Below are 20,839 nucleotides of genomic sequence, written 5' to 3'. Positions count from 1 at the left end.
GCTACTTCTCCAGCCGCGACACCATGCCCCACAGGCCGTCGAAGGTGGCGTTGCCCACCTGGTGCAGGCCGAAGCCCCAGAGGAAGGCGGTCATCCACGCGCCGGAGCCGCCCCACGTGGGCGCGAAGACGTCCAGCACCTGGAGCCCCAGCAGCACCGCGATGATGGACATCATCCCCAGCACCGCGAGCTCCACCTTCCACAGGTCGCGCGAGCGCGGCAGGGGGATCCAGTCCAGGTGCACCAGCACGTCGGTGCTCGCCTTCGTGGAGGACGGCGGCAGCGGGGAGAGGTTCCCGGTGGCGGGCCCGCCGGGCAGCGGCGAGGGCGGCGGGGGCGACTCCGCGGCCGGCTGCGAGAAGGGGTCCAGCGTCACGGCGGAGGGGACGGACTCCAGGGCCAGCCGGCCGCCCATGGACACCGGGGGCGGCGGGAGCGTGACGTGGCGCGAGAAGTCCTCGCGGGCGGCGCGGTACTCCGCCGCGGCCAGGTTCGCCTCGCCCTTGTCCAGGTGCTCGCGCGCCGCCGCCAGCCGCGCGTCCGCCCCGGTCCGCCAGTCGTCCGCCAGGGTGTTCAGCCCGCCGCCGGCCTGGGCCTGGAGCTGCGTCAGCGCCTCCTCCAGGTTGTCCACCAGCTCGCGCAGGTACAGCGCGTGCGCGGACTGGTAGTAGAGGTAGGCCTCGTCCACGCTGGCGTGCACGCGGGCCCGCGCCCGGGCCAGTTGTTCGCCCACGCGCAGGCGCAGCGCCGCCCACTCCTCCTGCGTGAAGCCGCCGGGCAGCTCCTTCGCGGTGAGGGCGTCCTCCAGGTCCGTCAGGAGGATTTCGAGGAACGCCTCGCGCGCGGTCTCCACCAGCCGGCGGGACGCCTCCAGGTCGGGCCCCGGCAACTGCTGGCGCGCGCGCAGCACGTACAGGGGCAGCTCGCCCTGGAGCCGGCGGCTCACGGGGTCATCCCCGCGCTGGGAGGCCAGCGTGCGCGACTGCTGCTCCAGCTCCGTCAGCCGCGCCTCCAGCACCGCGCGGGCCACCGCCTCCAGGTCGAGCGTGCGCAGCATCTGCGCCTGCTCGCTGAAGTCCGCGGACGTGGCCTCGTCGTTCTGGAGCAGCGTCTCCACCGCCTTGAGCTTGCGCTCCGCGTCCAGCAGCGCCACGCCCCTGAGCCCCTCCAACTGACGCAGGAGCACGGACCAGAGGGAGAAGAGCTGGAGGCGGGCCTCGAAGAGGGCGAGCACGGAGTCCTGCACGACGAGCCCGCTCAAGGGCCGCTGGATGTCCGCGAGGAGCGCGTCCACCTGACGGCGCAGCGACGCGGCCACGGTGGCCTCGCGCTCCAGGGGACGGGCGGGCACCAGGGACTGGAGCTTCTGGCGCGCGGCCTCCGCGCGGCTGCGCAGGTTCACGCGCGGACGCACGCGCTGCACGTAGAAGCGCACCGCCGCGGACGTCACCACGCCCAGGAAGATGAGGAAGGCGCCGAACATCGCGGGCGTCTTCACCCAGACGGTGAAGGCCTGCTCCACCGCGCCGCCCTCCGGCACGAGCAGCCGCACCGTGCCGGTGTACTCGCCGGACTCCGGCAGGCCATCCACGTCCAGGCTCAAGAGGCCGGTGCCGTAGGCGGGCACCTCCAGGAGGCCCTCCGGTCCGCGGAAGGACCACGTCGCGTCCTGCGCCTGCACGGGCGCGGCGCCGTCCCCCGAGCCGCCCGCCTTGCGGTCCAGTTGCACCACCGCCGCGGGCCCCACCACGCCGCCCACGCCCGCCGTCTCCCGGAAGGCCAGCCGCACCGTGGCCTTGCCGGAGAACGGCCCCAGCGTCCAACCGCGCGCGGGGGCCACCGGATAGAACTGCACCGTGGGCGCCGCCGCCACGCGCCGCACGATGAGCGGAGTGGACTCCCGCACGCCGTCGCCCAGGAGCACCACGCGGCCGTGGAAGTCACCGGCCGAGGGCAGGTCCGCGGACAGCGTCACCGTCACCGGCTGACTCACGGAGATGGGCACCTCCGCGACGCCCTCCGCCGCGCCCACGCGCACCGTCACCGGCACCTGCGTGCCGTCCGCCGCGAGCAGCGGATCCACCAGCACCGTCACCCGCGTGGCCTCCGCGTCGCGCGGCGACTCCGGGGAGGCGTCCATGGGCGTGGGCAGCAGGTCCACGCGCAGCACCGTCTCCAGGTGCGCGGTGGACGTGCGCAGGCGCACCTCGTTGTTGGAGGACAGGCCCGCGAGGCCGAAGCGCGGCGCCGCGCCCGCGAGCATGGGCCACAGGCAGAGCACGGCGCACGCCAGCGTCACGCCCGTGGAGAGCGGGACCTTCGCGGCCAGGGTGCTTCGAGCGGGGAGGCGCATGCGCGCGGACGATAGCAGTCCCCTCCTCCGCGCCCGCATGTTCGACCGGGGCCTTGTTTCACTCCCAGCCCAGGCGGCGCAGCACGCTCCCGGACAGGCTCGCGCGGATGGTGTCCAGGGGGATGCCCTCGTCGTCCTCGGCGGACTCGTGGCCGGGGCGCGGGTCTCCGCTGTGGTGCAGCGCGACCAGCTCCAGGTCCGGCGTGAAGCACGGCGACCCGGACGACCCCGGGTGCGTGTTGGTGCAGTAGGTGACCCGCGTCTGGGAGCGGTTGACCGCCTGGAACGTGTCCAGCGCCACCTGCATGGGCCGCCCCTTCGGGTGCTGCACCACGAGCGCCAGCGCGCCGGGCGCGAACGCCGTGGGCGACGAAGGGGCCAGCGGGATGAAGCCGCGCCGCTGGTCCCCCAGCCGGTCCTCGCCGGGGGCCTCGTGGATCAGCAGGAAGGCGTAGTCCAATTCGTCGCGCGTGGCCTCGCGCGGGCGCGGGTGCATCAGGTCCGCCGGGCTGTGCGGGCTCTGCGCCAGGCACGCCTTCACCGCGTACACCCGGCCGCGGTGCACCGCGATGCGGTCCGGCAGCACCTTCAAGTCGAAGCGCACGCGCAGCGCCTCCAGCAGCCGGTGCTCGATGACGTGCGAGTTCGTCAGCACCACGTCCGGCGCCACCAGGAAGCCCGTGCCCAGCGCGCGGCCGCCCTCCAGCTCCACGCGGCACACGCGCCGCGACAGCGTGGCCAGCCGGTCGCGCCAGACCTGCGGCGTCAGCGCCAGCCGGGACTGCTGGACGATGCGCGCCAGGGTGCTGCCGGACACGCTGCGCTGCACGGAGGACAGGTAGCTCTGGAGGAAGCGGCGGATGCGCGGATGGCTCGGCGCCGCCGCGTGCGCGCCGCGCACCAGCACGTCCGTCCACCCCTCCGCCTCCGCGGTGCGCACGAGCGCCCGCGCCCGCGCCGCCCCCTCCCGTTCGACGGGGGGCACCAGGCTGCGGCCGCATTTCACCTGGACCATCCGGTGGAGCTCCTCCACCGAGGTGAACGCGCCCAGGAGGGCGTGGGTCAGTTCCTCCTGTTCGGAGCCTTCAAGCTCCATCCGGTTTCCTCGCCGCAGCGCACGAAGCATCTCCGCCGCACTCCTTGCAGTGTACGCATGAGGGCGGCGATTGCACCGGGCGGGGGGCACCCGGCGGGACGGGCCCCTGCCGCGCGCCAGGCGCCCATTCCACCCGCCTCCGGGGCCGGACGGAAGGGACCAGCACCGGCGCCGTGAGTGGAGAATGACCCCACGGACGCCGGAGGGCCTCAGCGCACCGCCCAGGTGGTGGGCGGCAGCGACGCGGTGATGTCCGGCCGGCCAGGCACGCCCAGTCGCGCCGCGCCCGCCTGCAACGTCCCGGCGAGCGTGGGCAGCACGCGGAACTCCACCTGCACCGGCGCGCCCTGCTCCCTGGGAGAAAGGTCCAGGGACAACGCTCCATCCTGCACATCCCAGGACGTCACCTGTCCGGACGCCACGAGCGCGGCCAGGCTCGCGGGGTCCACCTGCACGCCCGCGGGCAGCTCCTGCTGGAAGCGCAGCGGCAGCGAGGACGGCGCACCCACCTGGACGCGCACGTTCGTCAGTTGCCCCACGCGCGCCTCCGCCGGCGCCGTCACGGCCAGTTGCAGGCCGCCCTTCACCTCGCGCTTCCAGGGCACCGCCGCGGACAGCGCCAGGGAGAAGCCCAGCCCCGGCACCGCGGGCTCCGCGCGCACGGTCCACGTGTGCGTGCCCGCCGAGCCCGGCGCCGCGGCCTCCAGCGCCAGCACCTGGCGCAGCGCCTGCGTGTCGTAGGTGCCCTCCGTGACGACCTGTCCGTCGCGCGCCACCGTCACGCGCACCCGGGCCGGCAGCGGGTCCTTGAAGAGGGCCAGCGCGGCGCGCAGCCCCACGCGGTTGGCCTGCCCATCCCCCCAGCCCAGGCCCGGCGTGTAGTGCGCGAGCAGCCAGGCGCCCAGGTCCGCGAGCGGCGCCTTCGCATCGCCCTGGAGGGCGAGCACCGCCATCGCCGTGGCCTCCGCCTCCGAGGGCGCCTCCCCGTCCGCGCGCACCGTGTCCGGATCCACCGGCAGCCACGCGGTGCCGTCCGCGCCGGACTTCAGCGCCTCCCGCACGCGGGCGCGCAGGGCGTCCGCCACGCTGCCCTCCGCGGCGCCCTCCGCCAGCAGCACCGCCGCCGTATAGCCATCCTTCACCTGCGGCAGGTAGCGCTCGAAGACGCCCGACGCGCGCACGGTGAAGGCCGCCGCGCGCTGCCTGCCCTCCGGGGTGCCCTGCGCCGCGCGCACCGTGCGGGCGCAGTCCGCCGTCGCCACCAGCAGGCGCTGGAGCGTCCAGCCCTCACCGCCCAGACAGGTGCCGTCCGGCCGCTGCGCCTGGGCCACCTGCGCCACCAGCCGCTCGCCCAGCCGCGAGAGCACCGGGTTGTCCGGGTGGGCCAGCGCGCCCTCCGCGAGCCGCGTCGCCACTTCCACCGACGGCGCCCGCGCCGCGCGCAGCACCCGCTGCGTCGCCACCAGCGACAGCGCCTTCAGCGCCGCGGGGTCCGCCGTCTCGCCCAGCGACCTCAGGAGCTCCGGCGCCTGGCCCGCGAGCAGCAGCGCGTACGCGTCCCCCGCCACGTCCACCGGCCGGCGCTCCACCGCCGCCAGCTCCGCGCGCACCATGCCCAGCGCGCCCGGATACACCTGCAGGCGCACCCGCTCGCTGCCGGCCTGCGCGTCCGCGGGGACCGCGAGGGACAGCGTGCGCGGCGCCGCCAGGGAGCCGCCGCGCGTCTGGACCACGGGCTGGCCGGTGGCCCACACGTCGAAGTCGCGCACCACCGCGTCCGTGTCCCCCAGCGAGGCCCGCAGCGTCACCGGCCCCGCGCCCCGGGCCTTCACCGTCACCCACTCCACCACGCTGCCGCGCGCGGGCACCCGCACCGTGCGCGCGCCGGACTCCACCTGCGCGCCCTTCACGTCCACCTTGAGCGCGGCCTCCACGGCCTTGTCGGTGGTGTTCACCACCTGCACCGGCAGGCGCACCGTGTCGCCCGCGCGCAGGAAGGGCGGCGACACCGGATCCACGTACGTGGGCAGCGTGCCCGCGAAGGACGTCACCGCCCCCGCCTGCGCGCCGGAGCGCGAGTGCGCGAGCGCCAGCACCCGCCACTGCGTCAGCCGGTCCGGCACGCGCACCGGCACCGTCGCCGAGCCGCTCGCGTCCGTCACCACCAGGGGCTCGAAGAGGAACGTCTCCGGGAACCACGCGCGGGTGGGCGCGCCAGCGCCGCCCTTGTCCGCGCTGACGCCCCCCTCCTCCAGTTCCGGCTCCGGAGGCGCCGCCATCTCCATCACGGGCGCCGCGGCCTTCGGAGCCTCGGCCGGTCCGCCGCCCCCCCGCGAACCGACGGCCTCGTCGTAGGCGTTCGACGAGCCGAAGCCCTTCATCGCCTTGCGCTTCATGCCCTCCGGACCGCCGGGGCGTTGCGCCATGGTGACGACGACGCCGTCCCCCGCGAGCGCGGCGGCGGACTGGCCCATGGTGCGGCGGATGACATCCCCCGCCACCAGCGCGAGCGTGACTCCGCCCAGCACGAACCCCACCCCGAGGCCCACGGCCCCGGACATCCACGAGCGCTGCTTCATGGCGCCTCCCGGGCGACCCACGCGTCCCAGTTCACGACGTCCTCCGGCAACCGCGTTCCATTCACCACCACCGCGCGCGGATCCGTGAGGGCCAGCAGATCGCGCGGCAGGCGCGACAGCCGCAGCTTGCGGCCGAACGCGTCCGTCACCTTCTGCCCGCGCTGCTCGCACGCGGCCAGCGACTCCGCCCACAGGCGCGCGAGCCCCGCGGGGTCCAACGTCTCACCCGCGGGCGCGGTCTCCTCCCACTTGCGCGTGCGCGCGTGCAGCTCCGTCAGCACCGCGTAGAAGGGCTCCGTCAGCTCCGCGTCCGGGGAGAAGGGGCTCGTGGCGCTCGCCGTCAGGGGCGGCTCCTCGTCCTCCAGCGAGGGCACCGCCGTGACGCGCAGGAGCGCCGCCGCGGCCGCGTTCGCGCCCCGGATGCGCCCCATGGCCAGCGCCTGGCCGTCCAGCACGCCGAAGGCCGGGGTGGCCACGGAGGGCGAGGGCCGCAGCCCGTCCAGCGCGTCCGCGCCCGGCAGCACCACCAACTGGGACAGCGTCTCGTCCACGCCGAAGAGGCCCACCGCCGCCTCGCCGTCCCTGCCGTCCACGCGCGTGTGGACCTGGAGGTGCGCCAGCTCCCCGGGCGCGTACGCGGGCTTGTCCGGAGCCACCTCCACGGACAGCGACGCGCGGGGCGCCACGTACACGCGCGCGGTCGCCGGCACGCCCTCCACCTGCGCCCAGCCCTCGAAGTCCTGGGGCAGCGTGAAGCGCGCGGAGCGCGTGGCCGGGTCCACCTTCTCCTTCAGCCGCGTCTGTCCGGCCACCAGCTCCAGCGTCGGGGGCAGCTCGCCCTGGAAGCCGGGGCCGCGCAGCAGCTCCACCTTCACGGACTCGCCCGCCTTCGCCAGCACCGGCGTCGCGCGCAGGCGCAGCGGCCGCAGGTTCGCGGGGCGCAGCACGAACTTCGTCTCCCCCATGTCCTGGCCGTCCCACTTCGCCCGGACCCTCAGCTCGTAGCCCAGGAACGTGGTGGCCTGCGGCGGCCGGGGCGTGCCGCTTCCGCCGTACGTGGGCTGCGCGGTGAAGCGCACCACGCCCATGGCCTCCGGCAACCGCCGTCCCGTCAGCAGCTCCGCCCGCATCGAGGCCGGGACGCGGATGCGCGCGAAGCGCTCCTTCACGCACGCCAGCGCCGCCGCCGGGAGCGCGTCCTCCGGCGCGGGCTCCGCCACCCAGGACAGCGCCAGCTCCGGCTTGTCCGCCCACAGCCGCCACGTCAGCGCGCCGGGCAGGGCCACGGCGCGGTCCAGCGTGGACGGCAGGCACGAGCGCGCGTCCAGCGCGGCGAGCGTCAGCCCCTCGCTCACGCCCCGCTCGTCCCCGAAGGCGACCTGCGTGTCCCAGCGGAAGGAGGGCAGCCCCGGGTCCCGGACCTGGAAGCGCAACTGGAGCATCCGCTCCGCGCGCGCCGGCAGTCCCTTCGCGCGCAGCGCCGCCGCCATGCACGCCTCCAGCCCCTCTTCCGCGCCGCCCACGTCCAGCACCTGCCCGGCCGCGCCCACCCGCACCGCGAACTCCGCCAGGGCCGCGCCGGAGGCCGGGCTGACGAAGCGCGCGCAGGGGTGCAGCACCGGCAGCAGCCGCTCCAGCGCGAGCTGATCCTCCAGCGACGCCTGCCCTCCCTGCGCGCCCAGCAGGTCCCGCGACGACACGAGCGACACGGGCGGCGGGCGCGGCTGCACGCGCACCGGCAGGGGCGGCACCACCACGTTCACCGCGGGGCCCGGGTCCAACTGGAAGGCGGCCACACCGTCCTCGTCCGCCACCGCGCTCACGCCCGGGTCGCGCGGGTCCCACGCGCGCGTCACCGTCACCTCCGCGCCCGGCAGCACCTGGCCCGACGCGGTGGTGGCGCGCAGGTAGACGCGGTTGTTGAAGCCCGCCACCAGCCCGTCCTCCAGCTCCGTCACGGAGGACACGGCCAGCGCGTCCTCGGACAACAGGAGCGACACGCCGCCGCGCACCGGCTCGCCCGTGGGGTCCTTCGCCTCCAGGCTCGCGCTCAGCGTGGCCTGGCCGCGCAGGTCCTGGGGCACGCGCGGCAGCGTCACGCGGAAGCGGCCGGCGGCGTCCGTGCGCGCCTTCGTGGGCAGCTCGCCCCGGAGCCACTCCGTCGGAGGCGGCCACGCGCCCGCGTGGCTCCACGTCAGCGTCACGTCCGAGTCCGCCACCGGCGCGCCGGACGCGTAGGACACCTGCCCCGTCACCTCCGGCGTGTCGTCGGCGCGCCAGAAGGGCCGGGGGCTCCTCGCCTCCATGCGCAGGCGCGGCAGCGTGAAGGGCTCCACCGTGAAGGCCGCGTCACCGGAGGCGCCGCCGCTGGACCACGCCACCGTCCACGTGCCCGTGGGCGCGCCCCGGTCCAGCGGGAAGTCCCCCGCCACCACGCCCCAGGGGCCCGCGGGCGCGCGCTCCTCCAGCACCACCTCGCCGGAGGGGTCCGTCACCTTCCACGTCCCCGGCCGCCCGTCGAGCGGCGACAGGTCCTTCGCGCGCAGCGCCACCGCGCGGAAGCGCACCCGGTGCCCGGGCTCGTAGAGGGGCCGGTCCGTCAGCACGCGCACCCGCGCGGGCGCGTACAGGGGCAGCGCCGCGTCCACCGTGCCGGCGCCCAGCGGCGTGGTGACGCGCGCGCGCAGCAGGTAGTCGCCGTCCGGCACCGCGGGCAGCGTCACCGGCGCGAACAGGGGGCCGTCTCCTTCGCGCTCCCAGCGGCCCTCCGCGTCCGGCGGCAGCGGCGTCTCCTTGCCGGCCGCGTCCACCAGGAACAGCGCCGCGGAGCCCCGGCCGACCGGGGCCCGGAGCTCGCGGCCCTCCGCGTCCACGCCGTGCGCCACCGCCTGCACATCCACCCGGCCGGAGACCCCGCGCGCGAGCGCGCCGGTGGACACGCTCACCGTCTGGCGGAGCTCGCCGTCCGGACACGCCGGCACCTCCACGCCCTGGAACATCCAGGCGGACAGACACCGCCCGGAGGCCATGAAGGCCAGGCCTCCCCCCACGAACAACAGCCCGAGCCCTCCGGCCACCCATCGCCGGCGCTGGATGCCATCTGTCATGCGTCTTCTCCCCGTCTTTCCACTGTACGCCGGAAAGCGCGGGGCCGGTCCCCACCTCCCCCCGTTGACGTATCCGTGGGGTGGCTGGGCTAGGGTGACGCGTCATGGCCGTGTCGAAGAACCGCCCCCCGCAGGATGCCCTGCCGCCCCGCCTGGATGCGCTGCTCGAAGCCTTGATGGACCGCGACTTCGCGACGCGGCTGCGCAAGGTCTACCAGGCCGCCGCGGTCGCCATCGACCGGCTGGGGCACCTGAGCATCGTGAAGTACGAGCCCACCACCGCCGAGCCCGACGACGCCGCGGACCTGTCCCTCTGGGAGACGATGGCGCCCGCCATCGGCGAGACGCTGACGGACGTCAACAAGCTGGTGGCCGCCATCCGCGACGCCTTCCCGCCGCCCGCGCGCCCCGCCACGCCCAGCGACGGCGGCTGGGCCCCGCCGCCCGCGAGCTCCGACGAGCGCCTGTCGCAGGAGGCGGAGGCCGTGCTGCACGCCAGCGCGGAGCGCCTGTCCAGGCGCTTGCAGGAGCTGGGCGTGCAGATGCGCCGGCCGGAGGTGGTGAGCGACCGCTGGACGCTGATGTCGGAGCTGGCCGCGTCGCGCGCGGACTTCCGCAACCGCATCGGCGACCTCGTGTACCTCACCGCCGCGGCCTTCGCGGACGTGCGCCGCGAGGACGTGGTGCCCGGCTACGCGAACCAGGTGGGCGCGCGCGTGGCCCTGCGGGGCGCGGCGGCGGACCTGCGCCGCTCACTGCAAGGACGGCTGGAGCGCGCCGCGAAGGCCACGGACGCCCAGCGGCCCGCGCTGGCGAGGCAGGCCGAGGAGAGCCTGGCCGCGTTCGTGTCCCTGCCCGCGTCGCTCGCGCTGAAGACGCCCACCAAGCGCGAAATCGTGGCGGCGCGAGGCCGGCTGCGCGAAGCGGGCGCGCGCGCCGAGCTGGGGCCGGACGTGCTGCCCGGGCTGGTGGAGCCCTTCCTCGCGCTGCTGGAAGAGGCGATGGAGGAGCTGACCCGCGCGTGGCTCACCGTGCACGACCGCGAGGTGTGGGCCGCGAGCGGCGTCCGGCTGGAGCAGGTGGAGATGCACCTGGAGCTGGGCTCTCCGGGCGCGGCGCGCGTCCTGGAGGAGGCGGTGGCCGCGGCGGGCGCGCTCTCGGGCCGCTCGGCGCCCTTCGACGCGTTCCTGCGCAAGGGCCGTCAGGAGGCCTCCGCGGGGCTCAACGAGGCCGGCGCGCGCGACCTGCTCGCCCGCTTCCGCGAGCGGCTGGCCAGCCTGCCGTTCAGCTAGCGGGCCCCGCCTCGACAAGGCCCGGGTGCCACCGGGCCCAGGAGGCGAACGGCTGGCCGGCTCAGGGCTTCGCGGGCGTGGCCGGCGCGGGCAGCGCGGGGGCGTCCTTCTTCGGAGGCAGGATGCGCAGCTCCTCGAAGCGCTCCGCCAGCGTCTGCGGCGTCAGCTCCTCCTGCCACTGCTTGGGGTTGGTGTTCCACCCGAAGTCGGCCGGCACCTTGCCGCCGCCCTGGCTGGTGTAACCAATCATGTCCGGGAACTGCGCGGACCAACGGCCGCCGGGATCCGGCTCCTTGGTGACGTGCTGCCGGTTGGGGAGGATGAAGGGCTTGGGCTTGGGAGCATCACTCATGAAGCCAAGCCTCTCCGAAAGAGACCTCATTGGGTAGAGCCAAGCGGGGCTCCCGCCGCCTTCGCGCATGGTTCTTGGGGGGCAGCACGCTGGGCCCCAGCTCGAACACCGCCGCGAAGTAGCGCGCCTGGGACTCGCTGCCGTACCGGTAGCGCCGCACGCCCCCCGCGTGCGCCACCTCCACGCGCCAGCCCTTCCGGTCGCACATGACCTTCACTGTGTTCCCTGCACCCATCCCACGCCTCCCCCGTCCCGCTGCTGTCCGAGGGGGTACGCCATGAAATCCCCGTGCCAGCGCCCGCGAGCCCGACCAACAGCTTGCGCTGTCCAAGGGTGAGCAGTGGGAGCCCGGCCGGTAACCTTTGCAGGCTGCCCTGGAGGGCGGGCTTCTGTCCCTGAAAGGTGGGGCAGGGCGCCACACCGGGTCCTCGCGGCGCGGCGACGGTCTGCTTGTGTCGGGCGGATCCTGCGTTAACTCAATGGCATGACCCACTTCGAGACCCAGAGCGGAGAGCGGTTCGCGGACTTCGATCTTCCCGAGGGCTGCATGATGTGTGGCGGCGCGGTCTCCATCCGGGCCACGCCAGCCGGTGCCCACGGCTATTGCCCGCAGTGCCATGTGCTGTCGCGCCCGCAGATGCGCGTGAAGCCCAATGGCGTCGAGCTCTCCTTCGAGACCACGGCGCTCGCCTGAAGCAACGGGCGCCCTTCCCCATGCTGACAGCCCGCCCGGGGGCACGTCTCCTTCCCGGCGCGGCGATGACGAAAGCGCCCGTGCGACCCCTCCGCCGCACGGGCGTCAGTGCACCAGGGACAGCAGCAGCGGCGCGGTGAAGAACGACAGCGGGATGCCCACGCCCACCATCAGCACCGCCAGGTCCGCGTCCAGGTCGTGCTCGGCCGCGAGGATGGCCGCCGTCACCATGGGCGCCATGGCGATTTGAAGCACCGTGGCCTGCCTCACCACCAGCGCCAGCCCGGGCATGAGCATCAGCAGGCCCATCACCGCCAGCGGCGCGAGCACCAGCTTGTAGGACAGCCCCAGCGCCAACGCCGGCGCGCGCGGCCACAGCCCCTTCAGCCGCAGTTGGAAGCCCACGACGAACAGCGCCAGCGGCGTGAGCAGGTCGCCCAGCCGCTGGAGCACGGACTCCAGCCAGTCCGGGAAGGGAACTGGGCGCAGGAGCAGCGCCACCACCAGCGCCTGGAACGGGGTGAACCCCAGCACCTTGCGGAGGAGCGTGCGCACGGACAGCTCCGTCCGGGCGCGGGCCCTCGCCGCCGTCAGCGTGGCGAGCGTCGCCAGCACCAGGAACGAGCCCAGTTGATCCGCCACCACCGCCACCGGCACGCCCGGGGGCCCCAGGAGCGCGGCGGCCATGGGCAGGCCCACGAAGGCCGTGTTGCCCAGCCCCGCGGTGAGGATGAGCGCCGCCACCGACTCGCGCGCCAGCCCCAGCCTCGGCCCGAGCAGCCGCATGAAGAGCGTCGCGCCCGCGAAGAGCAGCCACGGCGCCGCGGCGGCCACCACCAGCCCCGGCGCGAACTCCAGCCGGTGCATGGCGCGCAGCACCAGCGCCGGCAGGGACACGTTGAGCAGGAAGACGTTGAACGCGGGCGCCGTCCCCTCCGGGAACCGGCCGCTGCGCCGCGCCAGGACGCCCAGGACCAGGCACACCCCCAAAAGACCGATGACCTGCCCCATGCCCGCCTTGCGTCCCGCCTTCCTGGGTGTGGATTGGCGCGGCAACCTGGAGGAGCCCGGAAGCGATGTCCAGCGCCTTGAAGGCGCGCCCGGGGAAGTCGCGTTTCGCGCGCGGCTGGAATCGGGGGCATGCTGACGGGCGCCCGCGGTCAGTCCCTCCACCCCACGGCCGTCGGGCACACGCCATGAATCCCGTTGCCACGGTGTTGAGAGCGCTGGGCGGGGGTGGCCTGCCACGGACGTACTGGGTCCTGTGGGTGGGCACCTTCGTGAACCGGCTGGGGTCCTTCGTCGCGCCGTTCCTGGCGCTCTACCTCACGCGCGAGCGCGGCTTCAGCGTGGAGCAGGCGGGCTTCATCGTGGCCCTCAACGGCGCGGGCGCGGTGCTGGCGGCGCCCCTGGGGGGCATGCTCGCGGACCGGGTGGGCCGGCGGCTGACGTTGGCGGGGGGCCTGTGGCTGGGGTCGGGGGCCATGCTGCTCATCGGCCACTCGGAGACGCCGGGCCGCATCGCGGTGGCGGCCTTCCTGCTGGGCATCCTTGGGGATTTATACCGGCCGGCGGTGTCCGCGGCGGTGGCGGACCTGGTGCCGCCCCAGGACCGGGCGCGCGCGTACGGGCTGCTCTACTGGGTCATCAACCTGGGCTTCGCCATCGCGCTGCCGCTGGCGGGCCTGCTGGCGGGGCTGGGCTACCGGCTGCTCTTCATCGCGGACGCGGTGACCACGTTCCTCTACGGCTGCTGCGTCTGGGCGTTCGTGCCGGAGACGCGGCCCCCGGAGGCGCGGGCGGCGCACGCGGCGCACTCCCCGCTGGGGGCGGTGCTGACGCCCTTCCGGGACGGCGTGTACCTGGCCTTCTGCCTGCCGGTGTTCGCGCTGGCCCTGCTCTTCCACCAGAGCTTCATGAGCCTGCCGGTGACGCTGACCCAGCAGGGCCTGACGCCCGCCGAGTACGGGCTGGTGATGTCCGTCAACGGGGTGCTCATCGTCGCGCTCCAGCCCCTGGTCGTGCGAGGCGTGGGCCGGGTGCGCCGCTCCACCGCGCTGGCGGTGGCGGGCGTGCTCACCGCCGTGGGCTTCGGGCTGCACGCGCTGCCGGCCACCGTGCCGCTCGCGATGGCGGCGGTGGCGGTGTGGACGCTGGGGGAGATCGTCCACTCGCCGGTGGCGCCGTCGGTGGTGGCGGACCTGGCGCCGGCGGAGCTGCGCGGCAGCTACCAGGGCGCGTACCACATGATGTGGGGCCTGGCGTCCAGCGCCGCCCCCGCGCTGGGCGGCGCGATGCTGGGCCACGTGGGCGCCACCGCGCTGTGGGCGGGCTGCTTCTGCGTGGGCCTGGCCGCCGCCGCGTGGCACCTGACCATCGCGGGAGCGCGCAGGCGCCGGGTGGAGGCGCTGCGGCTGGAGCGCCCGGAGATGAGCGCCAGCCTGGACTGAGAGCGGCTACTGCCCCACGCCCAGGAGGGCCTCCGGCCGGGTGAGGCCGCGCGCGCGGGCGACGGGCTGGAGGATGTCCTGCGGCGGCGCGTCCGCGGTCAGCAGCAGCGCGCGCACGGCGGTCTCCACCACGTCCTCCGCGCCGGGGCGCACCATGCCGCGCCGGGCGTCCTCCACGCGCTTGCCCCGGTACAGGTCGAAGCGCTCCTTCACGTGCTTCGCCACGTCCGCCACGGCCTTGTCGCCCGCGTCCACGCGCAGCTCCAGCTCGTTGCGAAGCTGCACGGGGTCCGCGAGCACGCCGTAGCGGTCATAGCCCTTGTGCGCCAGGTCCTCGTGCAGCACCGCGTAGTCCTGCGTGCTGGGCGCGGGCACCTGCTGGGGCGCCAGGAGGTCGCGCATCACCGACGTCACGGTGGCCGTCACGGTGAGCCGGTGCAACTGCACGTCGTAGACGAAGTCCGAGTACATGGGCTCCTCCACGGTGATGGGCTCGCGGAAGACGGCGTCGCGGTTGCGCTGCACCTCGGAGCGCTGGAGCTCCGCCTTCTCCAGCGCCGCCTGCACCGCCAGCTCCAGCACGCGCGTCGCCTTGGCCTTCTGGGACATCAGGCCCTCGTCCTGGGTGCACTGCCCCGAGCACCGCTCCGGGTCGCACTCGCCAGGCACCTTGCCCGGGCTCTTCGCGTCGCGGGCCTCCTCGCCGCACTCCTGGATGGCCGCGCGGCACTCGCGCTTCTCCCGCTCGCGGCAGCGCTCGGCGGCGTCGCGCAGCGTGCCCAGCTCCACCTGGGCGCGCAGGTACTCGCGCAGCACGGCGGCCTGCTTGCGCTCCACGCCCTCCAGGGTGCGCTCGGCCTCCAGCAGCTTCTTCTCGTAGTCGCCGCGCCTGGGGTTGGGCACGGAGCGGTTGCCCGCGAGGTAGCGCTGGCTGCGCTGGGAGTCCTCCACCGCCTTGAGCGGCAGCACGCGCTCCAGGGACAAATCCAGCTTCACGCCCACGCGGCCCGGGGGCGCCTCCGTCACGACCTTCAGGGGCAGCTTCGTGGGCAGCGCGGACGCCAGCCGGCCCGCGCTCAGCCGCTGGGCGACGTCGGGGGCCTGCGCGTTGTCCTCCACGGGCGTGGCCACCACCAGGAAGGCCACCTCGTCGCGCAGCCGCTGCCGCACGGCCTCCGCGCGCTCGCGGGCGGCGGTGGCGCCCACGCGCTCCTGGTCCGCGCGCACGTAGGCCACGAGCGCGTTGCCCAGCTTGCCGGACTTCTCCAGCGTCTCCGCGCTGGCGAAGAAGCGCTTCGCCCACGCCACCTGCACGGCGTCCACGCCCTTGCGGGCGTTCACGTGCTCCGGAGACACGGCCAGCACCGCGTCCAGCTCCGCGCGGGCGTCCTGGAGCTTCTCCTCCTTGAGCAGCCCCAGGGCCACCTGCACGCGCGCCTCCAGCGTCTGGGCGAGCAGCGCGCGGGCCCCATCATGGTCGGGGTCCAGCTCCAGCACGCGCACCAGCAGCCTGGTGGCGGACGGCAGGTCCCCGGAGGCGTGGGCGGCGCCGGCCTCCTGGTACACCTCCGCGCCCCACTCCTTGCGCACCGCGCGCAGCTTCACGGTGATTTCAGAGGCCTCCGGGTCCGCGGCCAGGGCGCGCAGGTAGGCGGCCTCGGCCTCCGCCCAGTGGCGCTCCTTCACGGCGCCGTCGCCCTCGCGCACCGCGCGGGAGAAGGCGGAACAGCCGCTGAGCAGCACGAGCGACAGCACGGCCAGGGCGCTCAGCCAGCGGGAGGAATCGCGAGGGGGTCGGGCGGGGGAGCTCACGCGCCGCATTCTCGCGGGAAAGCGCTCCGGGCGTGAAGATTCCGGTGGCCCGCCCGGCTGGTTGCTCCGCGTGAAGGCAGACATCCTGGCGGGACGGGCCAGGGGCGCCCGACGTCATTAGGCTGTTGTGCCTTTTGAATGTGTCACACCCACACCGTCTTCTGCTGGCAGCGATGAGCCTGGGTGCGGGCGTTCAGGTTCCAGGCGGCGGACGGCCGGGAATGACGCGACGCACCAGTCAGTAGAGGGAATCAGCACCCACGAGGGGGGCTAGAGAGAATCCAATGCCTTGTCCACAGCCGCGTCCCACCAAGTTCCACCTCCCGCTGCGGGCCGATACGTTCTCCATCGAGGAGCACCGCAACGTCCACTGCCGCTTCTACGGCGGCTGCATCGACGTGGCGGTCCGTCAGGACTGGGAGAGCTTCACCTGCGCCAAGTGCCCCCTGTTCCGCGAGGACAAGGCGCCGGGCGCCAGCTCGTTCGCCTTCACGCAGCCGGCGAACTACGGGCAGCCCTGAGGTGTCTTGTGTTTCAGGGTCTGTGATTGAACCGGCCGGGCGTCCTGGGCGCCCGGCCCCTGCATCCCGGGAGGACCCGGCCCACCTTGTCAGGCGGCGAGGGGACAGCGGATGGAGGAGCGTCGGGTCACATCCTGGTTGGAGCTGCAGGACCTGCTGTTCGCGGGCTCCTGGAACGAGCCGTTGGGCCGGTTCCGGACGAGCTTCGTGTTCCGGGGCGTCCCGGACGCGACGCTGGACCTGACGGCGACGCTCAACCGCCAGGGCGCGTTCGTCCGGCTGGAGCGGGACCTGCTGCGGGCCTTCCGCAAGTACGCGCGAGGCGTGGAGGGCACGGAGCGGCTGACGTCCATCTGGGACTGGCTGGCGCTGGCGCAGCATCACGGGATGCCGACGCGGCTGTTGGACTGGACGTTCAGCCCCTACGTGGCGCTGCACTTCATGACGGAGCGCGTGGACCTGCTGGAGCAGGACGGCGCGGTCTGGTGCGTGGACTATCACCAGACGAACCAGCAGTTGCCCCGGCCGCTGCGTGAGCAGTTGCGGTTGGAGGGGGCGGACGTGTTCACGGCGGAGATGCTGGCGACGGTGGCGGGGGACCTGACGACGTTCGACGGGTTGGGCGAGCACCCGTTCGTGTTGTTCTTCGAGCCGCCGTCGCTGGACGCGCGCATCGTGAATCAGTTCGCGCTGTTCTCGGTGATGAACGGGCCGGGGCTGAGCCTGAACGAGTTCCTGGGGCACCAGCACCAGGGCGTGCGCCGGCTGGTGGTGCCGGCGAAGCTCAAGTGGGAAGTCAGGGACAAGCTCGACCAGGCGAACATCACCGAGCGCGTCCTCTTCCCCGGCCTGGACGGCCTCAGCCGCTGGCTGCGCCGCTACTACGCGCCGCGTCCCCGGTAGGAACAGGAGCCTGTGGCTCCGGCGCGGGCGGCGGGGCCGGAGCCTCTTGCGCGGGAGGCGCTGGAGGAGGCGCCGTCTCCGGAGCCGCGAAGGAAGCATCTCCCGCCGGAGGTGGGGCCTTCGCGAGCACCTCTCCCTGGGGAGTGACGGCATAGGCATCCCATGCGTCGAGCACCCGGATGCGCGGCCCTCCACACCGTCTGAAGTCCTGGTGTATCGCGACGAAGTAGAGGCCCTGGGTGGGCCCGGTGAAGACGGCGACCGACAGGCCCTGCTCGGGGGTGGAACAGCCCTGGAACAACGTGGGGTCGGGATTCGTACGGATGAACTCCCGTACCGCGCCGGCGGCAGCCACCGCGGCCCCGGCTTCCATGGGTTGCCCCACGAGCGTGGCGGACGTCTCGTCGGGCCATTCAATGGGCGCCGTCCACGCCTTCGGCTTCGCGGCACATCCCGCGAGCACCGCGATGCATCCTGCCGCCACGACCCTGCCCCTCATCGATGCTCCCTATTCACGCAGCAGCCGCAGCGAGCCATTCGTGCACCGGGGCACCGCCCCCAGGTGACTCTGTGTCGGCGTGCAGGTGCCCAGGAGGATCCACCTTCGCCGCCGTTCGCTCCATTGCTCGACCTCACCCGTGGGAAAATAGCGCAGGTAGACCCGGGAGCCGTCCATGCGCTCCGCGACCAGGGCGGAGGCCATCTCGATTGCCAGGCTCTTGAAGAGGGCGGGCGCGGGATTGCCGGGGACGAGGCGCACCACGGCCATGGCCGTCAGCGGATCAATCGCATCCGTCGGCCAGGCCATGAGGTCCACCGACGAAGGAGGGCTGCCACACGGATGATTGTGAATGAACCCGACCACCCAGACCTGCGAGGCCGGGTAATCCGCGTCCCGGACCTGCTGAGGCGCGGAGCAGCGACTGTGGCTTCCGCGAACCGGCTCGGACACGCGCCAGGACAGGGCCTCTCGCCCGCCTGCGACATAGACGGTCGCGCAGTACTCCGTGGACAACCCCTGGATGGGCCGCAGCGTCGCGGGGTCGCACGCCCGGGCCCCCGGACGCGTGAGGAAGGCGTCCGCCACATCCCGTATCAGGCCAATGGGGATGGAGTTGTCCCCCGCGGGCATCTCGACCGCGGGCACTTCCGTCCAGGGGCCGCGGCCCGTCTTCGCGTCCGCGAACGGGGTGGGGGCTGGCGCCGAGGCAGCGCACCCCACCAGCAACACCATCCATGACAGCAGCGCGAATCGCACGGCGCGGCATCCTCGCATCCACGCGAGGAGACCGCATCACGCGTGCACGGGCTCTCCACCCACGGGCCCGGACCTGTCCCGGTCGCGCCGTGCCGCGCGCTCCGCGTCCTCCCGCGCCCACCGCGCCTCATCCTCGCGCGCGTTCTTGTGCGCGAGCGCCCCTCCCACGATGACCCCACCTATCACCAGCATCATCAACAGGATTCCCACCACCATCGCGCCGACGATGAGCATCTGAACCACCTCCACCTCCCAACGATGCGTCGCGCCTGCCCCTCCCGCAGGCCTGAGCCGACACGCCCTGCGGGACCTTGTCTCCCTGTCCGCCCCCACCCGTGTCTGCGACCCCGGGGCCCCCCGCCTGGCAATGGACAGACATGGGACGCACCTTTGCCAGAGCGCCGCCGGGACCACCCCACATGGAGGTGCGCCAATGCCAGACACCACCGGCACCCAACGCCCCAAGCCCCCACCCCCCACCTGGAAGCCCAAGCCCCCGCTGCCTCCGCGGCCCCCACGCCCGGACGCCGCTCCTCCTGCGTCCGGCGGTGAATGCCCGCCGCACGACGACTTCGACGACCCCATCGCGTCCTGGTAGGGAAAGCGGGCATGAGCGTGCCCCGCCCCAACCCCCTGCTGTCGGACCGCGACGTGGACTTCCAGCTCTACGAAGCGCTGGACACCGCCGCCCTCTGTGCGCTCCCCGCCTTCCAGGAGCACTCGCGCGACACCTTCGCGCTCCTGCTGGACAGCACCCGCCGCTTCGCCCGCGAGGTGCTCGCCCCCACCTACCGGCCCATGGACGCCGCCCCGCCCGTCTTCGAGCACGGCCGCGTGCGCGTCCACCCGGCCATGCGCTCGCTCTACGCCGGCATGGTCGACCTGGGCCTGCTCACCGCCACCCGCCCGCCCGACGTCGGCGGCCAGCAGCTCCCGCTCACCGTGCACGCCGTGGCCAGCGCCTACCTCATGGCCGCCAACCTGAGCGCCTATGGCTACCTGGGCCTCACGATAGGCGCCGCGCACCTCCTGGAGGTCTTCGGCACGCCCTTCCTGCGCGACACCTTCATGGCCCGGCTCTACAGCGGCGAGTGGACCGGCACCATGGCCCTCACCGAGCCCCAGGCCGGCAGCAGCCTCGCGGACGTGAAGACGCGCGCCACGCCCGCGCCGGACGGCGCCTACCGCCTCCAGGGCTCCAAAATCTTCATCAGCGGCGGCGACCAGGACTTCACCGACAACGTCGTGCACCTCACCCTCGCCCGCATCGAGGGCGCGGAGGGCGGCACGCGCGGCGTGTCCCTCTTCGCCGTGCCCGCGAAGAGGCCCCAGGGCGACGCCTTCGTCCCCAACGACGTCCAGGTGGCCGGCGTCATCCACAAGATTGGCTGGCGCGGCCTGCCCAGCCTCGTCCTCAACTTCGGTGAGAACAACGACTGCCACGGCTGGCTCGTGGGCGAGCCCGGACGCGGGCTCGCGTGCATGTTCCAGATGATGAACGAGGCGCGCATCATGGTGGGCCTCAACGGCGTGTCCACCGCCGCCGTCGCCTACCAGGAGTCGCTCGCCTACGCGCGCGAGCGCCCCCAGGGCCGCCCCGCCGGCATCCGCGACACCGCGCGCGCCCAGTCCCCCATCATCGAGCACGCGGACGTGCGGCGCATGCTGCTGCGCCAGAAGGCCATCGTGGAGGGCGGCCTCGCGCTCCTGCTCGCCACCTCCACCCAGGCGGACCTCGCCCACCACGCCCCGGACGAAGCCACGCGCAGGCGCGCGCGGCTGCTGCTGGACCTGCTCACGCCCATCGCCAAGACGTTCCCCGCGGAGAAGGGCTTCGAGGCCAACGCGCTCGCGCTGCAGATCCACGGCGGCTACGGCTACTCCAGCGAGTACCTCCCGGAGGCGTGGCTGCGCGACCAGAAGCTCAACAGCATCCACGAGGGCACCACCGGCATCCAGGGCCTGGACCTGCTCGGGCGCAAGGCGGTGGCGGAGGGCGGCGCCGCGCTCCAGGCGCTCGACGAGGAGGTGCGGGCCACCGCCGCCCGCGCCCGCGCCGCCGGCGTGGAGCCCGCGTGGAGCGACGCGCTGGAGGACGCACTCCAGCAGGCCACGACCCTCACGCTGGAGCTGGGCGCGCGCGGCATGGCCGGCGAGGTGGACGTGATGCTCCGCCACAGCACGGACTTCCTGGAGCTCTTCAGCGTGGTGGCCGTGGCGTGGCGCTGGCTCGAGCAGGCCGCCGCCGCGAAGGGGGGGCTCTCGCGCGCGCCCTCGCCGGAGGACACCGCCTTCTACGAGGGCAAGCTCGCCGCCGCGCAGTACTGGTTCGCGGTGGAGGTGCCGCGCGTGCCGCTGCTCGCCCACCTGTGCCGCACGGGCGAGGACTCGTACGCGCGCATGCGCCCGGACTGGTTCTGAC

General features: G+C 74.1%; 17 protein-coding genes. 7 read left to right on the top strand and 10 right to left on the bottom strand.

What is annotated here, in order from left to right; all coding sequences use genetic code 11:
• Window position 1: 1 nt before the first annotated feature.
• From K8612_RS29475 to K8612_RS29460, 4 genes are all read right to left on the bottom strand, one after another.
• Window positions 2-2,353, bottom strand: a complete 2,352-nt coding sequence (locus K8612_RS29475; RefSeq protein ID WP_223764709.1) for a hypothetical protein — start codon at window positions 2,351-2,353, stop codon at window positions 2-4.
• Window positions 2,354-2,411: 58 nt separating this feature from the next.
• A complete protein-coding gene (locus K8612_RS29470; RefSeq protein WP_223764708.1) occupies window positions 2,412-3,449 on the bottom strand; it encodes a trypsin-like peptidase domain-containing protein in 1,038 nt (345 codons plus the stop codon).
• Window positions 3,450-3,658: 209 nt separating this feature from the next.
• A complete protein-coding gene (locus K8612_RS29465; RefSeq protein WP_223764707.1) occupies window positions 3,659-6,028 on the bottom strand; it encodes an alpha-2-macroglobulin family protein in 2,370 nt (789 codons plus the stop codon).
• Window positions 6,025-9,135 (bottom strand): MG2 domain-containing protein, encoded by a 3,111-nt coding sequence (locus K8612_RS29460; RefSeq protein WP_223764706.1) that lies wholly within the window; start codon window positions 9,133-9,135, stop codon window positions 6,025-6,027. The genes K8612_RS29465 and K8612_RS29460 overlap by 4 nt, the downstream gene beginning before the upstream one ends.
• A 104-nt stretch (window positions 9,136-9,239) precedes the next feature.
• Here K8612_RS29460 and K8612_RS29455 point away from each other — a divergent pair, with 104 nt between their 5' ends.
• Window positions 9,240-10,427, top strand: a complete 1,188-nt coding sequence (locus tag K8612_RS29455; RefSeq protein ID WP_223739310.1) for a hypothetical protein — start codon at window positions 9,240-9,242, stop codon at window positions 10,425-10,427.
• Window positions 10,428-10,488: 61 nt separating this feature from the next.
• Here K8612_RS29455 and K8612_RS29450 read toward each other — a convergent pair whose 3' ends face one another.
• Together K8612_RS29450 and K8612_RS29445 are read right to left on the bottom strand one after the other, a co-directional pair.
• Entirely contained in the window at window positions 10,489-10,779 is a 291-nt protein-coding gene (locus tag K8612_RS29450; protein ID WP_223739311.1) for a hypothetical protein, read from the bottom strand.
• The gene (locus tag K8612_RS29445) at window positions 10,772-10,987 is read right to left on the bottom strand and encodes a hypothetical protein (RefSeq protein ID WP_223764705.1); all 216 of its coding nucleotides are present in this window, start codon (window positions 10,985-10,987) and stop codon (window positions 10,772-10,774) included. The genes K8612_RS29450 and K8612_RS29445 overlap by 8 nt, the downstream gene beginning before the upstream one ends.
• 276 nt (window positions 10,988-11,263) lie before the next feature.
• Here K8612_RS29445 and K8612_RS29440 point away from each other — a divergent pair, with 276 nt between their 5' ends.
• Window positions 11,264-11,473 (top strand): hypothetical protein, encoded by a 210-nt coding sequence (locus tag K8612_RS29440; protein WP_223739313.1) that lies wholly within the window; start codon window positions 11,264-11,266, stop codon window positions 11,471-11,473.
• A 105-nt stretch (window positions 11,474-11,578) separates the two neighbouring features.
• Here the strand turns inward: K8612_RS29440 and K8612_RS29435 are convergent, their stop codons facing one another.
• Window positions 11,579-12,484, bottom strand: a complete 906-nt coding sequence (locus K8612_RS29435) for an AEC family transporter (RefSeq protein WP_223739314.1) — start codon at window positions 12,482-12,484, stop codon at window positions 11,579-11,581.
• Window positions 12,485-12,669: 185 nt separating this feature from the next.
• On the opposite strand from K8612_RS29435, the gene K8612_RS29430 reads away from it, so the two are divergent.
• Complete coding sequence (locus tag K8612_RS29430; protein ID WP_223764704.1) at window positions 12,670-13,923, top strand: MFS transporter; 1,254 nt, start codon at window positions 12,670-12,672, stop codon at window positions 13,921-13,923.
• 6 nt (window positions 13,924-13,929) lie between these two features.
• Here the strand turns inward: K8612_RS29430 and traC are convergent, their stop codons facing one another.
• Complete coding sequence (gene traC, locus K8612_RS29425) at window positions 13,930-15,744, bottom strand: outer membrane exchange accessory lipoprotein TraC (RefSeq protein ID WP_223739316.1); 1,815 nt, start codon at window positions 15,742-15,744, stop codon at window positions 13,930-13,932.
• A 275-nt stretch (window positions 15,745-16,019) separates the two neighbouring features.
• Between traC and K8612_RS29420 the strand changes: the two genes are divergently transcribed.
• Window positions 16,020-16,256, top strand: coding sequence for a hypothetical protein (locus tag K8612_RS29420; RefSeq protein WP_223739317.1), 237 nt, complete (start codon window positions 16,020-16,022; stop codon window positions 16,254-16,256).
• Between the two features lie 111 nt (window positions 16,257-16,367).
• A complete protein-coding gene (locus K8612_RS29415) occupies window positions 16,368-17,159 on the top strand; it encodes an FRG domain-containing protein (RefSeq protein WP_223764703.1) in 792 nt (263 codons plus the stop codon).
• A gap of 508 nt (window positions 17,160-17,667) precedes the next feature.
• On the opposite strand, the gene K8612_RS29410 is transcribed toward K8612_RS29415, so the two are convergent.
• Together K8612_RS29410 and K8612_RS29405 are read right to left on the bottom strand one after the other, a co-directional pair.
• Window positions 17,668-18,417 carry a hypothetical protein gene (locus K8612_RS29410; protein WP_223764702.1) on the bottom strand — a complete coding sequence of 250 codons (750 nt, stop codon included), beginning with the start codon at window positions 18,415-18,417 and terminating at the stop codon, window positions 17,668-17,670.
• A gap of 36 nt (window positions 18,418-18,453) precedes the next feature.
• Window positions 18,454-18,651 (bottom strand): hypothetical protein, encoded by a 198-nt coding sequence (locus tag K8612_RS29405; RefSeq protein ID WP_223739321.1) that lies wholly within the window; start codon window positions 18,649-18,651, stop codon window positions 18,454-18,456.
• Window positions 18,652-18,850: 199 nt separating this feature from the next.
• On the opposite strand from K8612_RS29405, the gene K8612_RS29400 reads away from it, so the two are divergent.
• The gene (locus K8612_RS29400; protein WP_223764701.1) at window positions 18,851-19,015 is read left to right on the top strand and encodes a hypothetical protein; all 165 of its coding nucleotides are present in this window, start codon (window positions 18,851-18,853) and stop codon (window positions 19,013-19,015) included.
• A gap of 11 nt (window positions 19,016-19,026) precedes the next feature.
• Window positions 19,027-20,838: an acyl-CoA dehydrogenase gene (locus tag K8612_RS29395; protein WP_223739323.1), complete on the top strand. Its 1,812-nt coding sequence runs from the start codon at window positions 19,027-19,029 to the stop codon at window positions 20,836-20,838.
• Window position 20,839: the final 1 nt, after the last annotated feature.

The organism is Corallococcus sp. AS-1-6, from assembly GCF_020037015.1.
In the GTDB taxonomy this organism is placed as follows: Bacteria; Myxococcota; Myxococcia; order Myxococcales; family Myxococcaceae; genus Corallococcus.
This window is presented reverse-complemented; position numbering and strand designations above follow the sequence as displayed.

Bases quoted from the DNA above. Each gene is read 5' to 3' on its own strand.
- K8612_RS29475 (WP_223764709.1), bottom strand. From the start codon at position 2,353: ATGCGCCTCCCCGCTCGAAGCACCCTGGCCGCGAAGGTCCCGCTCTCC.
- K8612_RS29470 (WP_223764708.1), bottom strand. From the start codon at position 3,449: ATGGAGCTTGAAGGCTCCGAACAGGAGGAACTGACCCACGCCCTCCTG.
- K8612_RS29465 (WP_223764707.1), bottom strand. From the start codon at position 6,028: ATGAAGCAGCGCTCGTGGATGTCCGGGGCCGTGGGCCTCGGGGTGGGG.
- K8612_RS29460 (WP_223764706.1), bottom strand. From the start codon at position 9,135: ATGACAGATGGCATCCAGCGCCGGCGATGGGTGGCCGGAGGGCTCGGG.
- K8612_RS29455 (WP_223739310.1), top strand. From the start codon at position 9,240: ATGGCCGTGTCGAAGAACCGCCCCCCGCAGGATGCCCTGCCGCCCCGC.
- K8612_RS29450 (WP_223739311.1), bottom strand. From the start codon at position 10,779: ATGAGTGATGCTCCCAAGCCCAAGCCCTTCATCCTCCCCAACCGGCAG.
- K8612_RS29445 (WP_223764705.1), bottom strand. From the start codon at position 10,987: ATGTGCGACCGGAAGGGCTGGCGCGTGGAGGTGGCGCACGCGGGGGGC.
- K8612_RS29440 (WP_223739313.1), top strand. From the start codon at position 11,264: ATGACCCACTTCGAGACCCAGAGCGGAGAGCGGTTCGCGGACTTCGAT.
- K8612_RS29435 (WP_223739314.1), bottom strand. From the start codon at position 12,484: ATGGGGCAGGTCATCGGTCTTTTGGGGGTGTGCCTGGTCCTGGGCGTC.
- K8612_RS29430 (WP_223764704.1), top strand. From the start codon at position 12,670: ATGAATCCCGTTGCCACGGTGTTGAGAGCGCTGGGCGGGGGTGGCCTG.
- traC (WP_223739316.1), bottom strand. From the start codon at position 15,744: ATGCGGCGCGTGAGCTCCCCCGCCCGACCCCCTCGCGATTCCTCCCGC.
- K8612_RS29420 (WP_223739317.1), top strand. From the start codon at position 16,020: ATGCCTTGTCCACAGCCGCGTCCCACCAAGTTCCACCTCCCGCTGCGG.
- K8612_RS29415 (WP_223764703.1), top strand. From the start codon at position 16,368: ATGGAGGAGCGTCGGGTCACATCCTGGTTGGAGCTGCAGGACCTGCTG.
- K8612_RS29405 (WP_223739321.1), bottom strand. From the start codon at position 18,651: ATGCTCATCGTCGGCGCGATGGTGGTGGGAATCCTGTTGATGATGCTG.
- K8612_RS29400 (WP_223764701.1), top strand. From the start codon at position 18,851: ATGCCAGACACCACCGGCACCCAACGCCCCAAGCCCCCACCCCCCACC.
- K8612_RS29395 (WP_223739323.1), top strand. From the start codon at position 19,027: ATGAGCGTGCCCCGCCCCAACCCCCTGCTGTCGGACCGCGACGTGGAC.